Below are 14,996 nucleotides of genomic sequence, written 5' to 3' on the forward strand. Positions count from 1 at the left end.
GATTTTCAGGAGCAAGCTCCCGAAAATCCGCTCGACTTGCATGTATTAGGCACGCCGCCAGCGTTCGTCCTGAGCCAGGATCAAACTCTCCGAAGAAATGTCTGACTTGCTCATTACAATTTTTTGAAGTGTTTGCTCACTTTTAAAATTAACGTTGGCGCTTTGTTTTGTTCAGTTTTCAAAGAGCAATTTCTTGCAGCTTCTCTCAGAAGCGACTTTGCTATCATAGCACATCTTCGTGCAGTTGTGAACTTCTGCGAAGTTTTCAACTTATTTTAAATCGCTGCGTTTTTCAGCGACCAACTCATCTTACCGCTTTTTAGAGAAGAAGTCAACACTCTTTTTTAAGAAAAAGGATAACTTTTTCAATGTGAACTGGCGTCTAGCTTCAGCGCCTTTTTAATTAAGACGGAATCTAGATTAAAACCAGATAGTTTTTGTTAGGTTGCTTAGCTAATGTATTAGCGGCTTACTTATATTAATGGCATTCTTCATGAATGTCAAGCCTATTCTGGAACATTTTTATCATGAGTATTTCTACTTTTTTTCTTTATAATAGACTTTTTTATGGCACACATCTTTCCTACATTATTAAAATTATCTTTCGCCTCTTTAGCCATTTACATATAATTACATGGCATGTTAGTATAAAACCAAGTAATTTTATATGATTAATTTATTTAACATTTGTATACCAAATAATTTTTAGATGATATTTTCATAGTTATCAAGAGTGAATAAGAGATCTGGCTCCATGACTTACTTCACAGCAGCCTCCATCGAAAAGGTGCTTCTGCAAGCAAAGCGCTTGCTTTGGTTGATAAGATTTGTTTAAAAAACTTTCTTTGATGCCAGGCAAAGAGAGTTTTTTATTTGAAAGGAGATTTTAAATGAAAGAGTCAAAGGTTATCCCCGGCGCCGAAGCATATTTTCTATCCGGCAACTCAGTTGGAATACTAATCTGCCACGGATTTAACGGAACTCCCCAGAGCATGCAATATCTGTGTGAAAGATTCGCAAAACATGGTTTTACGGTTTATTCCTTAAGATTAAAGGGACATGGCACCCACGAAGAAGAAATGGAATCGTGTTGCCAGGACGATTGGATGAAAGATGTTGAGGATGGATATCGATTGCTAAAACAAACATGCCGCAAAGTTTTTGTAATCGGTCAATCAATGGGCGGGGCCTTAGCTTTTGACTTAGCCGGAAAGGTTGATTGCGATGGAGTGATAGCCATAAATGCAGCTTTAAAGGTTCCCGATTACGAACCTTACAGGCATCTTTCTTCGCCAAGGTTCATTCCCGATGGAAAACCGGATATCAGAAATTCCGAAGCTGTTGAAATCACTTACCAACGAGTCCCGGTTAAAGCAGTTAATGAGCTTCTTTTCCTAATGGACAGAGTGAAAATAGCTTTACAGAAAGTAACTTGTCCGGTTCTGTTATTTCACTCCCCGGAGGATCATGTTGTTCCAGCACATTGTTCTTATGAAATTTACCATCTTATATCTTCAAAGGACAAGACTATGATTTCACTTAATAATTCCTATCATGTCGCCTCCCTTGACTATGACAGGGATAAGATTGCTGAAGAGGCGATTTCCTTTATGAAGGTGCGGTGCAATATCACCCTTGTGCCATAGGAGTGTGTTTCAACAGCATACTTAACCGTAATCCCTTCCTATCGTGTTTGTATAAGTCGATTCACGGGTATATGTACAGAAACGACTATTAAGGAGGAATCATTAATGAGTAATTTATCAGAAAAGGTAAAAAGCACAGTTAACAAAGTGAAGGGCGAAGCAAAAGATCAGGCTGGAAATGCTAAAAACGACCCTGAGCTTCAGTCAGAAGGGAAAAAGGATAAATTAAAAGGAAAAATCCAGGAAGGAATCAGTAAGCTAAAAGAATGATGGAAACGAAAAGACTGTCCGGAATTAAATTCTCGGGCAGTCTTTTGTTATTACTCCCTCAGCATTCCGTTCAATTTGCAGTTACATAATAAAAAACCGATCTTCATTTAATAACTGGAAGATCGGTAATCCTGTATGAGAATAATAAATGGAAGCGGGACAGTGGCTGAGGATAAACTTAAGTGAAATTGCGGTTTATAATTATTTCTTCTCCTTCACAGCATGGCGGTCTGTTAAGATTCTCGGCCCGCAATCGCAAAGAATCGAATGTTTTAATTTCTTCATTGGTTTACCGCACGTATTACATATCTTTGCTTGCATGTTTCTTCCCCCAAACTGTTTTAATAGTAAGAGACAACTATAATCAATATCTTTTTGTAGCATTTGTTATATATTTATTATACCCATTTTAAAGTTATAATCAATATTTATTTATAATTATTATAAACAATATCAATATCTTTTTCAAGCATTATCCTTCACAAATTTCCATATAGATTATAAAATAAAGTAACTTCATAAAACCCATCAGAAAGGTGTGAGTTATATATGGAAAAGGAAATGCGAACAGTTCCCCGGCCTCTGGTTAGAACCAATCAATGGTTTATTGTAGCAAGCGTTGTTGCTTCCTGGATTACAGGCCAGGAATGGATCCTCGCCATCCCTTTAGCTGCAGGATTGCTTGGCTTGCTTGTTGACTTCAATCCTGTCATGCGTTTTGCAAAGTTATTCCTAAAACAAAAACCTTCTGAATATATTCCTGAAGAATATGATCAGCAGCAATTTAATCAATTTATTTCCGTTGTTTGTTTGGCTCTCGGCCTCATTGGTTTTTTACTGGACTGGACCATCCTTGCTTATGCTTCTACGATCATGGTAGCAATGGCTGCTTTTGTCGCGATCCTGGGCTTTTGCATTGGCTGTTTTATCCGTTTCCAGTGGAAACAATATATGTACCGCAGATCGCTGCGCCAGCCATAAATAAGAATAAGAAGTTCCCCATTATTGGGGAACTTCTTTTGTTTGGGTTTGATTTTTTCTGTTAATCCAATTTGTCATTATAAGAATGATGACCAGCAGGATGATTTGCGGCACAAGCGTTTCCCAGGTTGGATATAATCCAAGCCATTCAATGAACGGGAATGGATGAATCGTATGAGTGGCTACTGCTTGTGAAACCTGCAGGGAATGGATGCTCATGCCGAGTATCTTGAAAGCCACTACATAAATCAACACAGTAGCAACCGTGAAGAATAATGAAATAGGAATTTTCACACTGTATTTGATAATTAAATACCCAATGATAGACAATATCAGAAGGGCGATCCCGATTCCAATCAAAAGCTGGTCCAGGCTCATGTAAGGTGCCATCCCCGTATAGAAAATGATTGTCTCTGCGCCTTCCCTGAATATAGATAAAAAGCTGATAAGTGCAAATGAAAATAAATTTCCCGTTGCGATGGCCTCTCCCATTTGCTTATTAATATAACGGCTCCAGCTGCCGATATTGGATTTACTGTGCAGCCAGGCCCCGACGGTAAGCATCATGATTACGGCAACAATCCCGGTAACACCTTCAATATATTCCCGGTTTGAAGCTGCATTGAGCTGTGAGAATAGCATATTAATAATGACAGCGAGTATTGCACCTGACAGCAGCCCGGCAGCAACACCGAACCAGATCCACTTTTGCTTGTCGGCCTGGTTTACCTTCTTCAAGAAAGAAAGTAATGTTGCAACGATCAGCAAGGCTTCCAAGCCTTCCCGAAGCAGGATAAGGGCTGCATCCCAAACCGAATAGCTTGTTTTCTCTGTTAACGGGCGAAGGCGGTCATTTAAATCCTCAATAATAGACTTCGCTTCTTCCGTGTTAGCCTTTTTGGACTCCAGAAAGCTGATCGCGGTCGGGACCTTCGTTTCCACATCACTGTAAAGCTTATTGTCCCGTGTTTTCACGTCACCTTCGACCATTGGCCAGATATTCAATATTTCATTTAATTTGCTGCTCGCAGTATCCAGGTCTTGGTCTTCGATACTGTTCATGCTATCCGTCAGAAGCTGTGTGACGTCTGAAAGCGAATAACTTGCATGCCTTGCTTGCTTTACATTTCCTGAAAGAAAATTATTTATGGAACGCTTCAATTCTTTTATGTTTGTTGCGGCTTTTTCCTGGTCTGCCGGCTCTTGTGTGATTGCAATGCGGATAAGCGCCATATATTTCTCGATTTCCCCATAGGAAGCGACACTTTCAATCCGGACGATTTTTTCAGCAGCTGTCCATTTATTCAATAAACCCCCATATTGGCTTTTTACTTTTGCAATGTCACCAGCGGAAACCGTTGAGGCCATTTCATCCAGCAATGGCAACAAGGCTTTTAGACGTTTTTTTTCTTTTTCTTTGTCCACCGGATTTTGCTCTTTTTCATATTGAACTACGGAATTGGACAAGGCAGAAAGAGGTGAATTAAGTTCTTCCGTATCGCCTTTTTGTATTGCCTTTTTCACTTTCTCAATGTTTTGGTCGACCGCTTCGGCCTGTTTGCTGTCCGGTTTTTTTATGGCCTTCCATTCTGTGTCAAAAGAATCGATATTTTTCGAGACAGCTTCGAGGTCTCCTTCTTTGGCCTTCATTAAACTGTCGCCTATATAAACGAATAGTTCATCGTGGTTTTCTGCTGCCTGTCCATGCGGCATAAAAAAAGAAAACAACATCAAGAAAGCTATTATCATTAACAGGTGCCTATTTCTATTTACTGCTCGCATACCTTTATCTCTCCCTACAAAGATCAGGAAAATAGTGTATCCCCGATATAACCGCCTTTTTGGGTACCCGGCAGACAGGCGAACATCGCACTGCCTTTATGGACGGTGTATTCATTTAATTTATCATTTTTGGCCAGGCGTTGTTGCATGGGAATAAACTGCTTTTCCGGATTGCGCTGAAAACAGATAAATAAAAGCCCTGCATCGAAGCTGCCTGTTTGGGGATCCATTCCATCTGCATACGAATAGGCTCGGCGCAGTATTTGCTGTTTTCCATCGCCATGGGCTAAACGCATATGGGCATTAGTCGGAATGGCAGGCTGGCCATTTTCGTCTTTTTTATTGTAATCTGCTTTATCAAATTCATTTTTATGTCCCAGCGGGGCACCGCTGTCCCGATGTCGGCCAAACGTATTTTCCTGGTCGCGCAGTGTAGAACGATCCCAGACTTCGATATACATCTGGACACGCCTTACGACCATATAGCTTCCATCAGCAAGCCAGTCTGCACCATCACCGGACTGTATCCAAACCTGCTGATCCATCTCTGTCTCTTTTTGTACGTTTGGATTGACCGTACCATCTTTAAAACCAAATAGATTCCTAGGCGTCTCCTTTTTGGAGTCAGCCTGCTTTGTACGTTGAAAACCAGTCTGTGCCCAGTGAATAACTGCTTTTCCTCGTGCAATTCTAACCAGGTTCCTGATTGCGTGGAAAGAAACCTGAAGGTCATCAGCACACGCCTGTATACAAATATCGCCGCCATTCCACTTATCTTCCAAAGAATCGAGCGGAAACTTTGGCAGGTCCTTCAGTTCCTTTGGCTTTTTTCCTTTTAAACCAAATCGGTCCTTGCCGTTTTTTTCAAAAAGCTCAGGTCCTACACCAAATGTAATTGTCAAATTAGAAGGAGACAGGCCCGCTGCTTCGCCAGTATCCTTAGGGGGAAGAAAGTGGTTCCCGGAATGGTCGCCAACAGCCTTGCCTTCAGTCATGGCTGCCGCCGCTTCTGTCCAATCTTTAAATAATTGGATTAGCTCCTCACGGCTTCCAGCTGTTACTTCAAGCGATGCAAAATATAAATGGTTTTGCGTTTCGGTGGTAATTCCAGCTTGATGCTTGCCGTAGAAAGGAATAACGTCCTTGATTGTCTCGCCTTTTGTTACCGTTGTATCCGACAAAGACAGCAGACCGCCGATTCCCGAGGCACCAATTAACATACCTACACCGCCGGCACCGGCTGTTTTAAGCACGTTCCTTCTTGAGACCTTTTTATCGAAAATAGAAGATTCTTCTGTACTGCTTTGTGGTTTCTTTTCCAATTAGGATTCCTCCGTTACAATTCCTATTTGAGAAAGCGGTTCTGCAAGGGCATCAATTGCCTGGCTTAACTGTTTTACTTCCGGCTTTGTTAATTCTGTATAGAGCTTGTATCCATCGCCCTTTTTGTGTTGGTTCAATAGATTATAAACATTATCAAAACGTTTTTGGATATCGGCAGAAAGTGCCTCATCCTTTTCCTTTAAAGCTGGATTTAACAGCTGGTAGATTTTCTCGGCTCCCTGGACATTTGCCGCAAAGTCATATAAATCAGTATGGGAGTAACGATCTTCTTCACCGGTTACCTTTGAAGTGGATACCTCATTTAATAAGTCGACCGCACCGGTGATCAATAGTTCGGGAGTAACCTCCACTGTTTCTACTTTAGCGCGCAGAAGGGTCACATCCTTCATTAGTTGCTCCGCATAGGTTTCATAGCCTTTTGTCGTATTTTCAATCCAGAGCCCTTTTTCAATACGGTGGTAGCCGGTCCATTCCTTTTCAGGAACATCCCCTTCACGGGCGTCAATTTTTGGATCAAGGTCACCAAATACTTCCGCAATCGGTTCTGCACGTTCGTAATGCATACGTGCAGGTCCATATACTTCTTTTGCTTTGTTGATATCGCCCGATTTTACTGCATTGGTGAATTCTTCTGTAGATGTTACAAAGGCTTCAATTTCACCCAACGCATATTCACGGTACTTTGCCGTCACTCCGTCCAATTTACTTGAAGCGGCCACTGACTTGGCAGGTGCTGATTCTTTTTCCTTTTCAGCTGAGGCATCCTCTTTAGATTGTGAACAGCCGAATAATAGGCTGGTAGATAACAAGACTGCCAAAGGTGCTTTCCATGTCGTCATTTAGTAATTCTCCTCTTAATATATAGGTTTATTTTTATGGTTTTATTCTAACAGATATTGATAATCATTTTCAATTGGAATTTAAAAAGTATTCTACCTTTTTTTGCAAACTCTTTTTTAGCTTCATTCTAGTTGGTTAAAAAAAACCCGGCTTTTTTGCAATCGGAGATTTACAGGATTTCTCATTTCTATCTAATAAAACCGCCTGGAAATGATCCAGGCGGTTTTATTAGATACTTTTAATTTCCACGTTTTCAGGAAGCTTAAAAGGATTTTCACTATTGATTCGGTCATAGAACATAATACCATTCAAGTGGTCGAGTTCGTGCTGAATGACAACGGCCGGAAATCCTTTAAAGCGTAAGTTCAGTTCATTGCCTGCCATGTCATATGCCTTCATTTTGATCCTTTCATACCTCGGGGCATATCCCTGTATTTCACGATCGACAGAAAGGCAGCCCTCGCTTTGAGGTAAATAGACCATTGTTGTCGATGTGCTGGTGATTTTCGGATTAATTAACGCATATTCATAAAGCTTGCCTTTTTCATCGGTAAAATACACAACAAACATCCTTTTATTAAGGCCGATTTGATTGGCTGACAACCCCACGCCTGCACGCAGTCCATATTTCTTTGCAATAGCAGGATCCTGGCTGTTCTTCAGAAACTGCATCATGCAAGCGAGCTCTTCTTTGTCTTCCTCACTTGGCGGCAGGCTGATTACTCCAATAACCTGGCGTAAAATCGGATCCCCTTCTTTTATTATATCCTTCATTGTGATTGTATAGCTGCTCGTAAATTTACTCATAAAAAAACAATTCATCTACCTTTACATGTAATGTTTTAGCCATGTTAAAACCAGCCCCACCGTTGGGTCGTACTTATTGATGCAATTTATCGTCTGCATGACAACGACGCAGTTGCCAGCATATTTTGCGTGATTCCTAATTTATTATTCTCTATTTTACCCTCACTTAAAAAGGTAAGTGCCATCTATTCATTAAATAAAGCCCAAAACTTGCATAAGACGGGCTTTTGATTGTATCACTTTATCATTTGAACAATAATTTTGTCCAACATGCTGGATATTCACCTGCTTGCATACTTGCACTTCCCACAAATTACTAGTTTGAAACAGTAAAATATCCTATACAGTAGTATACTGAATTTTCTATACTGTATGTATCTTATCTTTAAGGGAGATGAGTAAATGAAAGCTAACTCAAAATTAGTGTCGATGTTATTGCCCGTTTTTGTGACGTCCGTAATAATACTTGCAGGTACCTCATGGTACATTTATGGAAATACTAAGGAAACCTCCATTCCTTTTTCTTCCTTAGAAAAAACAATACAAGCGGAAAATGGTAAGCTTGTTACTCTAGAAGAAAATAGAAACGGTGTTATCTATTTAACTACAGATGACGGAAAATATATTTCTCATGTTCCACCAAACAGTCAGATGGTTAACAAATTAATCGAGAAATATAATGTGCAATACTCATACTCAACCAACAGCCGGTACAGTCCCTGGATTTTTGGGGGCTTAGTTGCCTTAATAATGGCGGCAGCAATTCTTATCAAAAAGAAAGCAAAGGACGGCGTTGGTGCAAGCAAGATGAAGCACAGCATTTCTACCGCGAGACCTCTCCCTTCCATTACACTGCATGATGTTGGCGGTCTTCAGGACGAAATGAAGGAAGAAATACTTCAAACTCTCTCGATCTTAAAAGAACCTGATCGTTCAGCCATACTGGGTATCAAGCCCCCTAAAGGCATTTTATTATACGGACCCCCGGGCACAGGAAAAACCTTGCTTGCCCAGGCGATTACAAAAGAAATGGAAGCGAATTTTTTTTCCACAAGCGGTTCGGCTTTTAACGAAATGTTTGTTGGCGTCGGTGCCGCCCGGGTCAGAAGCCTGTTCCAGGCGGCCAGAAAGCAAAAACCGGCAGTTATCTTTATCGATGAAGTTGATGCACTTGCTGGCAGGCGTAAACAGAACGGAGGCGAAGAAGGAGAAAAGACGCTTACCGAGTTGCTTGTTCAATTAGACGGCGGTCATGACAATGACGGAATCTTATTCATTGCTGCTACAAATAGAAAAGATATGCTAGATGAAGCCTTCCTTCGCCCAGGACGGATTGATTTCTCATTCCAGGTCCCGCTTCCCGACACAAAGGGAAGAATGGAAATTATCTCCATTCATACCAATGGCAAACAGCTTGCGGCAGATGTCCTAAACTCTTTAGATGTACTGGCAGAGAGCACATCCGGTTTTTCCGGGGCTGATATAAGTTCTCTTTTCGAAACGGCCAGTAGAAGAGCACTGAGGGACGGCCAGGACATGATTCGGAAGGAAGATATGGATTATGCGATCGACCGGACAATCTTAGGCAGCACATCACGTGCCCTTAATGATCAAGGAACAAAGCGGAGAGTCGCAATTCATGAAAGCGGCCATGCTCTAATAGCCGCTTTGACAAAGCCGGGTTCTGTCAGGAAGGCTACAATCATTCCGCGTGGCGAAGCCCTCGGATATGTCGCTCCGATTCAGAAGGAGCTTCACCTTTCTACCACAAGTGAATTATTGGATCAGGTAAAAATGATCCTTGCCGGTGGTGTTGCGGAGCGGATGTTTTTAGGAGAACACAGCATCGGTGTTGGCGGAGACGTCAAACAAGCGAAGCATCTCCTTGAACAGATGGTCGATACCGGCATGCTGCAGGATGGATTCACGTTAACTTTCAACAAAACGGATAAAGAATTAAGGATGCAGGCATTGTTCCAAGAAGCCATTCAGCAGACTGAAGAATTGATCGATACACATCAGGAACAATACCAGGCATTAGTAGAAACTTTATTAAAGAAAGAAACACTAGAAGGTTCCGAAGTTGAAAAGATTGTCAATCCAGGATCTTATATCGAAACGGAAGAAATTGTGCTTGCTTGATACCTGACCCGGAGTGAATTTGCTTCGGGTTTTTTATTTCACCTGCAAATGGCTTTCTCCTTTCAATTGACTAATAGGTATGAATACTCAGCTTTTATCATAAATTAACGGCTGGCACCAACTAGTTCTTTACTTCGGGGGTACTCCTTAAAATTTACTTGCATGTCCTAAAGCCTGAACAACTTTATTCACGTACCTTGAGTCACACCGAGAAACTTTTAAAATAATCAACACCAAGGTGAGATCTTTAATGTCCCTTGACTTTACTTTTCCTGCGTCCATCCTAATAAGCTTTCCCCTTCGCAGACAATGAAGGCACAAACTTAGTAAATAAGCGAGAGAAAGTATCTTCATCGGGGTAATGAAGATCCAAAACGGTATAAAAGCGAGAGATAGTGTCTTCATCGGGGTAATGAAGATCCAAAACCGGTATAAAAGCGAGAGATAGTGTCTTCATCGGGGTAATGAAGACCCAAAACCGGTATAAAAGCGAGAGATAGTGTCTTCATCGGGGTAATGAAGACCCAAACCGGTATAAAAGCGAGAGATAGTGTCTTCATCTGGGTAATGAATTCCCAAAACCGGTAAAAAAGCGAGAGAAAGTATCTTCATCAAGGTAATGAATTCCCAAATCCAAAAAACAAGTGGGAGAAAAGGCCTTCATAGGGATTCTAGGAGGATCAGTAAAGGGTGTAGTACCCTTTGACGGGTTTTTTCATAAAGCTACTTGAATAAAACTCAATAGCTTCTTCATGGCTTGGTACTTGAACTCATTTAATAACCTTTATTTGGTATTCTCATGCATTAGAACTTATGTTCCTAGATCAATCCCCTTCTCCGACTAGGGGTGCGTTAATTGAATAACTTAAAGTTTTGATTCACTTTCTAATATAATAGTATGTTCTTCTAAGACTGCAATCGTTTTTGGATTTGGCTTCACATGAATAACAGAATAATCCTTTTCGTCAAATTTCTCTTTGGTGGTAACATCATCAATTATAGTTAATGGGATTTTAATATCATCACCAACTTCAGAACGCAGTCTTGGCGATCCTTAATCGGAGCGAAAATCATCACATATTCATCATCCGCGCCCGCTACTTCACCCTTACTAAAAATTGGATCAGCCTTTTCACCAGCTGATTTCAAAAATACACCCCATTAGTTTCAAAAAGATATCTACTTATTAAGTATCGTATATGCACTACATAGTCCATTCCACTTAGGGCAGAATATGTATAAATAAAATTAGGAGGAACAGCCGTGATAAAAAAAACGATAATCGCTATATGCACATTATTTCTTATGACCATATTCGCAACAACCCTAGATGCAAAAGCTTTAACCTTCGATAAATTGCCTACCAGGCAAACAACAAAACAATCGTCTGTTCAAGTAGGCGAAGCTGAACACGGTAAAGGTTTAGTAAAACCCAAAAAAGGAAAATTTCATACTTACTCTTTAGAGGTTGATAACATTGGTGAGGATGTATTGTCTGCGGAAATTCATATGTTTAGAAATGAACCTAATTCTATGACGAAGTTTTCACTTTTTGGTTGTCCTGGCGAAAAAGGCCATCTCAGCAGGTGAATATTCAATAAATACTTTTGCACGTTCGTTTAAGCGATAATAAACTAGTCCTTCGCTCATTCGCTCCGTCAACCATTTCTTCTTCTCATATACTGCTTTCTCATATTGTTTTGCACCTAAAGCACAGCATATTTGTTCATTTTCAATATTGTTTTTTGTTATTTGAATATATCCCATTTCCCCTTCACACCACCCACCATAATTATACAATTATCATATCATAATCTTTGAAGAACCCCCTTGATTTTTTTCTACCTGTCCGTTAGTCATCTCAACAAAAAAAGGATTGCCGTAGCAACCCACTATATTATTCGCTTGGCAACGTAGATATATATTCTTTAACTACTTCATAAACATATTCTTGATTTGCTGCTGCAGTGTTTGGGTTGTATTTACCACCATTCACTTTATTATTAGATAGTATTCTAATTCCCAAGAATGCTACATCATAAGCTTCGGAAATTTGTGCTGCTGAGGCACCTTCCATTTCTTCTACAGAGGTACCATACTTATTATGGAACCATTTAATTCTGTCAACTTCATTATTCCATACATCTGCAGAACCTATAGTACCCTCGACAATCTTACCCTTCGTGTATTTATCTTTTACTGCATTAGCAGCTGCGAGTAAATCCTTACCTCCCTGATAGTAACGGATTTTTTCAGCATTAGGATCTTCTCCTGCACTTCCTTCAGAAGCCATTAAGTCCATGGGTTTCCATTCAGTCGGATCAATTCCTTGGTTTTCATCCTTATCTGCTGTTTTTAATGAGCCTATGTTTACAGTTCTTTTTCCTAAAACAATATCAAATACATTTAAATTTGGATCATGGCCACCCGCAGTGCCTTGATTGATTATTGCTATGGGGTTATATCTTTCAATAGCCACTGCTGTAGCAGCTGCTGTATTTTCCATTCCCTTGCCTGTTTTTGCAACTATTACAGGATAATCGTTCACAGTGCCTATATAAAATTCAAAGGTTCCTGACTTTTCTTTTTTAACATCCTTTAACCTTTGTGCAAACTTTTCAGCTTCTATTGGCATTGGACCTTGAACTATAATAGGCCTTTGAGAACTTTCTTGTACAGTTTTAGACTGTGCAGGAGAACTACATCCTACAACTACCGGATAATAACAGTGCAGTAATAATAGCTTCTTCCTCAAATAACGAAATCCATCCCTCATTATACGGTGTCACTTCGACTTTTCTCATTCGAATCCCCCTTTTGGTTATTTCAAATTCGGCTTCCTTTCCAAAAGTTCCTGCTGATCTTAAACGTTATGTCCAAAAAGAAAATTAGACGCGTTCCTAAAGGAATGCGCCTGTTAGCTTAATAAGGACTTTTGATGTGGAAAACTTTTACCTTATACCAAGTTGATTTCCAATTCTTTTTTGCTATGCGTTCTTCGTAAATTTCCACTCGTTCTTCCGTTTCCGTAAAATAAAGTGTAGGTTTTACTTCTAAATTAATAACATCACTAATTCCACAGGGGGCTGTTACTATTACATTGTCTTTTTCATCTAACTTTACTCCTAAAGCTGTTGCTGTTTCTGGAAACTTCGATATTGCATCAACAGAAGAAGAATAAGGAGGCATATTATTTTCAACATGCATTCTCGCTTCATTCTTAACCGACCAAGGGACATTAGGTATAAGGGATTTTAGTTTTTCCTCGAAATTCTTTTCTTCCAATTCATCAATATTTATCGAGTCAAAATAGATTACATCAATATCTGGAATAGTTGTCCTTTCGCTAAAACCGTGTAGCACATCCCAGATTTTTGACCTGACAAATCCAGCACAAATCCACCAATCAGGCAAATTCAATGATTTAGCAGTATCTAATATTTCCATCATCCATTTATCTTCTCTAATAAGCCTAATGATTTCTTCCTCATTAATCACAATAAAATGCTCCTTGTAAAATGTATTTCATTAGTTATTCTTTATTTCCGATGCAAATCCTTCTTCCTAGCTCATTCGCTTCAGAATGCCCTATTCCATCAAATGGCCCAATTGAAAAGACGCACTTACTAAGAATGCGCCCTTTAGTTCACAGGTATGTAGTATTATTGGATTGCCAAGAACAATAAAAACTTACAACCCTTTCAGACTTTTAAACTTTGAGGCTTAGTAAAGTTGAGAGGAGTCTTTTTCCCCATGAATCGCATCCGTAATGGCAACATAAATGTTTGGTGGATATTCAGCTATTCTATGACAGAGATATAAGTACCACTCAACACCATAAGTTAGATAAACCCGAACGGGTAGCCCATCATCTTTAAGTTGTTTACTGAGTTCGGGAAGAATTCCGTATAGCATTTCTGCTTCCACATACGGGTTTTGCAAATAACCACGCTCAATGATTTGTTTAAGTAGGGCTTCATCATGAGAAGCAATTGAAATTTGGTGATCTGCTTTAACACATAATTCCACTAATTCGAGATATCGTTGATCTAACTTATCTGAACGAGGAATACAAATATCTGGCGGCTCTTGGTATGCCCCTTTAACGATACGAATTGCCCCAGAGTAGTTAAGTAATTCATTAAGATCATTAAGTGTTCGATGCAGTTGGGCTTGAAGTGTGACCCCTACGTTCGAATATTCTACAACAACTTTTTTGTATATGGAGAGTATCAGATCCGTTTTTGCCGATTCCTCCATACTGATCATAAGAGAAATACCATAGGACTGTGCTTCTTTCGCCATTTCTAATAAATTTTGATAGGCAAGTTCAGGATCAACTGATAATCCAATATGGGATAGATCAAAAGAAACCCGAGAACTTATTCCACGATTTCCACATTCTTTCACCAACGCGATAAACTCATCTTTGGCCCGAACACACTCCTCTTTGTTTATAGTGTTCTCGCCGATGAATTCCAGAGAAATTCGATATCCCTTATGTATAAGTTTGTCACCAATAGATACTCCGTCTTCTCTTGATTCACCTGTTACAAATCGTTTAGCAGAACTCAAAAATAACGGATAAAGTTCAGGAGATTGTTGAATGTACTCCTTTATTTCTAAATTTCGGGCAATGGATTTCAACGAATCCGCAAATTGTTTTTCAATTGTTGGAAGAATCAATTATATCCCTCATTCCATCTGAATTTTCATAAAAATTATAAGTTAAATGTCGTAACAAATACAGGAAAACTTATGGAACTAACAGTAGCCTCTTACAGCAAGTCTGTATCCAATAAACAAGACGATACTTCTGTTATTGAAGTATCGCGCCCACTTTAGTTGAAGAACGAATAATCACAAAGGATTTTATAACCAATTCAATGTTAAAGTTTACTCATTAAATAATTCTTCATCTTCATAAGCTGCCGACCAATGCCGTTACTTTCATAAGCAAATACGAATTACCTCAAAACCAGTGGGTTTTCCAATGATTCAATTTGCAATTTATAATTTGAATTGCTGAAGCCGCCCCCTAATAATTGAGCGGACTCTAGTTTTTTTCTGGTATAAAAGATTGCAGCATTTCTTCAATCTCCTGCTCAGGCAATGAATACAGCGGCTTCATCCTTTCCCAGTTCTCCTTCATTATTCTCCCCCATTTCTGTCTCTTATACACAT

Annotated in this window: 13 protein-coding genes, 1 rRNA gene, 1 pseudogene and 1 riboswitch; of the genes and pseudogenes, 5 read left to right on the plus strand and 10 right to left on the minus strand. The window is 39.7% G+C overall.

Features of this window, described 5'->3' with window-relative positions; translation table 11 throughout:
- Positions 1-96: ribosomal RNA gene (locus tag ELQ35_RS15115) — 16S ribosomal RNA — on the minus strand; the annotation flags it as partial.
- Between the two features lie 625 nt (positions 97-721).
- Positions 722-827: riboswitch (SAM riboswitch) on the plus strand.
- A gap of 63 nt (positions 828-890) precedes the next feature.
- On the opposite strand from ELQ35_RS15115, the gene ELQ35_RS15120 reads away from it, so the two are divergent.
- From ELQ35_RS15120 to ELQ35_RS15130, 3 genes are all read left to right on the plus strand, one after another.
- The gene (locus ELQ35_RS15120; RefSeq protein WP_126865691.1) at positions 891-1,646 is read left to right on the plus strand and encodes an alpha/beta hydrolase; all 756 of its coding nucleotides are present in this window, start codon (positions 891-893) and stop codon (positions 1,644-1,646) included.
- A gap of 105 nt (positions 1,647-1,751) precedes the next feature.
- Complete coding sequence (locus tag ELQ35_RS15125; RefSeq protein WP_126865692.1) at positions 1,752-1,916, plus strand: CsbD family protein; 165 nt, start codon at positions 1,752-1,754, stop codon at positions 1,914-1,916.
- A gap of 549 nt (positions 1,917-2,465) precedes the next feature.
- Complete coding sequence (locus tag ELQ35_RS15130) at positions 2,466-2,897, plus strand: DUF4395 domain-containing protein (RefSeq protein ID WP_126865694.1); 432 nt, start codon at positions 2,466-2,468, stop codon at positions 2,895-2,897.
- A gap of 21 nt (positions 2,898-2,918) precedes the next feature.
- Here ELQ35_RS15130 and ELQ35_RS15135 read toward each other — a convergent pair whose 3' ends face one another.
- The 4 genes from ELQ35_RS15135 to def form a co-directional block, all read right to left on the minus strand.
- Positions 2,919-4,679, minus strand: a complete 1,761-nt coding sequence (locus ELQ35_RS15135) for an FTR1 family iron permease (protein WP_126865695.1) — start codon at positions 4,677-4,679, stop codon at positions 2,919-2,921.
- A 23-nt stretch (positions 4,680-4,702) separates the two neighbouring features.
- On the minus strand, positions 4,703-6,001 hold the full coding sequence (gene efeB / locus ELQ35_RS15140) for an iron uptake transporter deferrochelatase/peroxidase subunit (protein WP_126865697.1): 1,299 nt from the start codon (positions 5,999-6,001) through the stop codon (positions 4,703-4,705).
- Entirely contained in the window at positions 6,002-6,862 is an 861-nt protein-coding gene (gene efeO / locus ELQ35_RS15145; RefSeq protein WP_126865698.1) for an iron uptake system protein EfeO, read from the minus strand.
- Positions 6,863-7,091: 229 nt separating this feature from the next.
- Positions 7,092-7,670, minus strand: coding sequence for a peptide deformylase (gene def, locus ELQ35_RS15150; RefSeq protein ID WP_126865699.1), 579 nt, complete (start codon positions 7,668-7,670; stop codon positions 7,092-7,094).
- Between the two features lie 402 nt (positions 7,671-8,072).
- Between def and ELQ35_RS15155 the strand changes: the two genes are divergently transcribed.
- Entirely contained in the window at positions 8,073-9,812 is a 1,740-nt protein-coding gene (locus tag ELQ35_RS15155; RefSeq protein WP_126865700.1) for an AAA family ATPase, read from the plus strand.
- Between the two features lie 1,002 nt (positions 9,813-10,814).
- Here ELQ35_RS15155 and ELQ35_RS22670 read toward each other — a convergent pair.
- Positions 10,815-10,961: a hypothetical protein gene (locus ELQ35_RS22670; protein ID WP_185861788.1), complete on the minus strand. Its 147-nt coding sequence runs from the start codon at positions 10,959-10,961 to the stop codon at positions 10,815-10,817.
- A 114-nt stretch (positions 10,962-11,075) separates the two neighbouring features.
- Between ELQ35_RS22670 and ELQ35_RS15160 the strand changes: the two genes are divergently transcribed.
- Positions 11,076-11,402 carry a hypothetical protein gene (locus tag ELQ35_RS15160; RefSeq protein WP_126865702.1) on the plus strand — a complete coding sequence of 109 codons (327 nt, stop codon included), beginning with the start codon at positions 11,076-11,078 and terminating at the stop codon, positions 11,400-11,402.
- Here ELQ35_RS15160 and ELQ35_RS23165 read toward each other — a convergent pair.
- From ELQ35_RS23165 to ELQ35_RS15180, 4 genes and pseudogenes are all read right to left on the minus strand, one after another.
- Positions 11,382-11,579 (minus strand): annotated as a pseudogene (locus ELQ35_RS23165) (GNAT family N-acetyltransferase); the annotation flags it as partial. The gene ELQ35_RS15160 and the pseudogene ELQ35_RS23165 overlap by 21 nt on opposite strands.
- Positions 11,580-11,709: 130 nt before the next feature.
- Entirely contained in the window at positions 11,710-12,567 is an 858-nt protein-coding gene (locus ELQ35_RS15170) for a 5'-methylthioadenosine/S-adenosylhomocysteine nucleosidase (RefSeq protein WP_246026088.1), read from the minus strand.
- A gap of 167 nt (positions 12,568-12,734) precedes the next feature.
- Positions 12,735-13,262: a nucleotidyltransferase family protein gene (locus ELQ35_RS15175; RefSeq protein WP_126865704.1), complete on the minus strand. Its 528-nt coding sequence runs from the start codon at positions 13,260-13,262 to the stop codon at positions 12,735-12,737.
- 273 nt (positions 13,263-13,535) lie between these two features.
- A complete protein-coding gene (locus ELQ35_RS15180; RefSeq protein WP_370873497.1) occupies positions 13,536-14,498 on the minus strand; it encodes a proline dehydrogenase family protein in 963 nt (320 codons plus the stop codon).
- Positions 14,499-14,996 lie beyond the last annotated feature (498 nt).

Source organism: Peribacillus cavernae, assembly GCF_003989135.1.
GTDB classification, from domain to species: domain Bacteria; phylum Bacillota; class Bacilli; order Bacillales; family DSM-1321; genus Peribacillus; species Peribacillus cavernae.

Bases quoted from the DNA above. Each gene is read 5' to 3' on its own strand.
- ELQ35_RS15120 (WP_126865691.1), top strand. From the start codon at position 891: ATGAAAGAGTCAAAGGTTATCCCCGGCGCCGAAGCATATTTTCTATCC.
- efeO (WP_126865698.1), bottom strand. From the start codon at position 6,862: ATGACGACATGGAAAGCACCTTTGGCAGTCTTGTTATCTACCAGCCTA.
- ELQ35_RS15125 (WP_126865692.1), top strand. From the start codon at position 1,752: ATGAGTAATTTATCAGAAAAGGTAAAAAGCACAGTTAACAAAGTGAAG.
- ELQ35_RS15175 (WP_126865704.1), bottom strand. From the start codon at position 13,262: ATGATGGAAATATTAGATACTGCTAAATCATTGAATTTGCCTGATTGG.
- ELQ35_RS15135 (WP_126865695.1), bottom strand. From the start codon at position 4,679: ATGCGAGCAGTAAATAGAAATAGGCACCTGTTAATGATAATAGCTTTC.
- def (WP_126865699.1), bottom strand. From the start codon at position 7,670: ATGAGTAAATTTACGAGCAGCTATACAATCACAATGAAGGATATAATA.
- ELQ35_RS15130 (WP_126865694.1), top strand. From the start codon at position 2,466: ATGGAAAAGGAAATGCGAACAGTTCCCCGGCCTCTGGTTAGAACCAAT.
- ELQ35_RS15155 (WP_126865700.1), top strand. From the start codon at position 8,073: ATGAAAGCTAACTCAAAATTAGTGTCGATGTTATTGCCCGTTTTTGTG.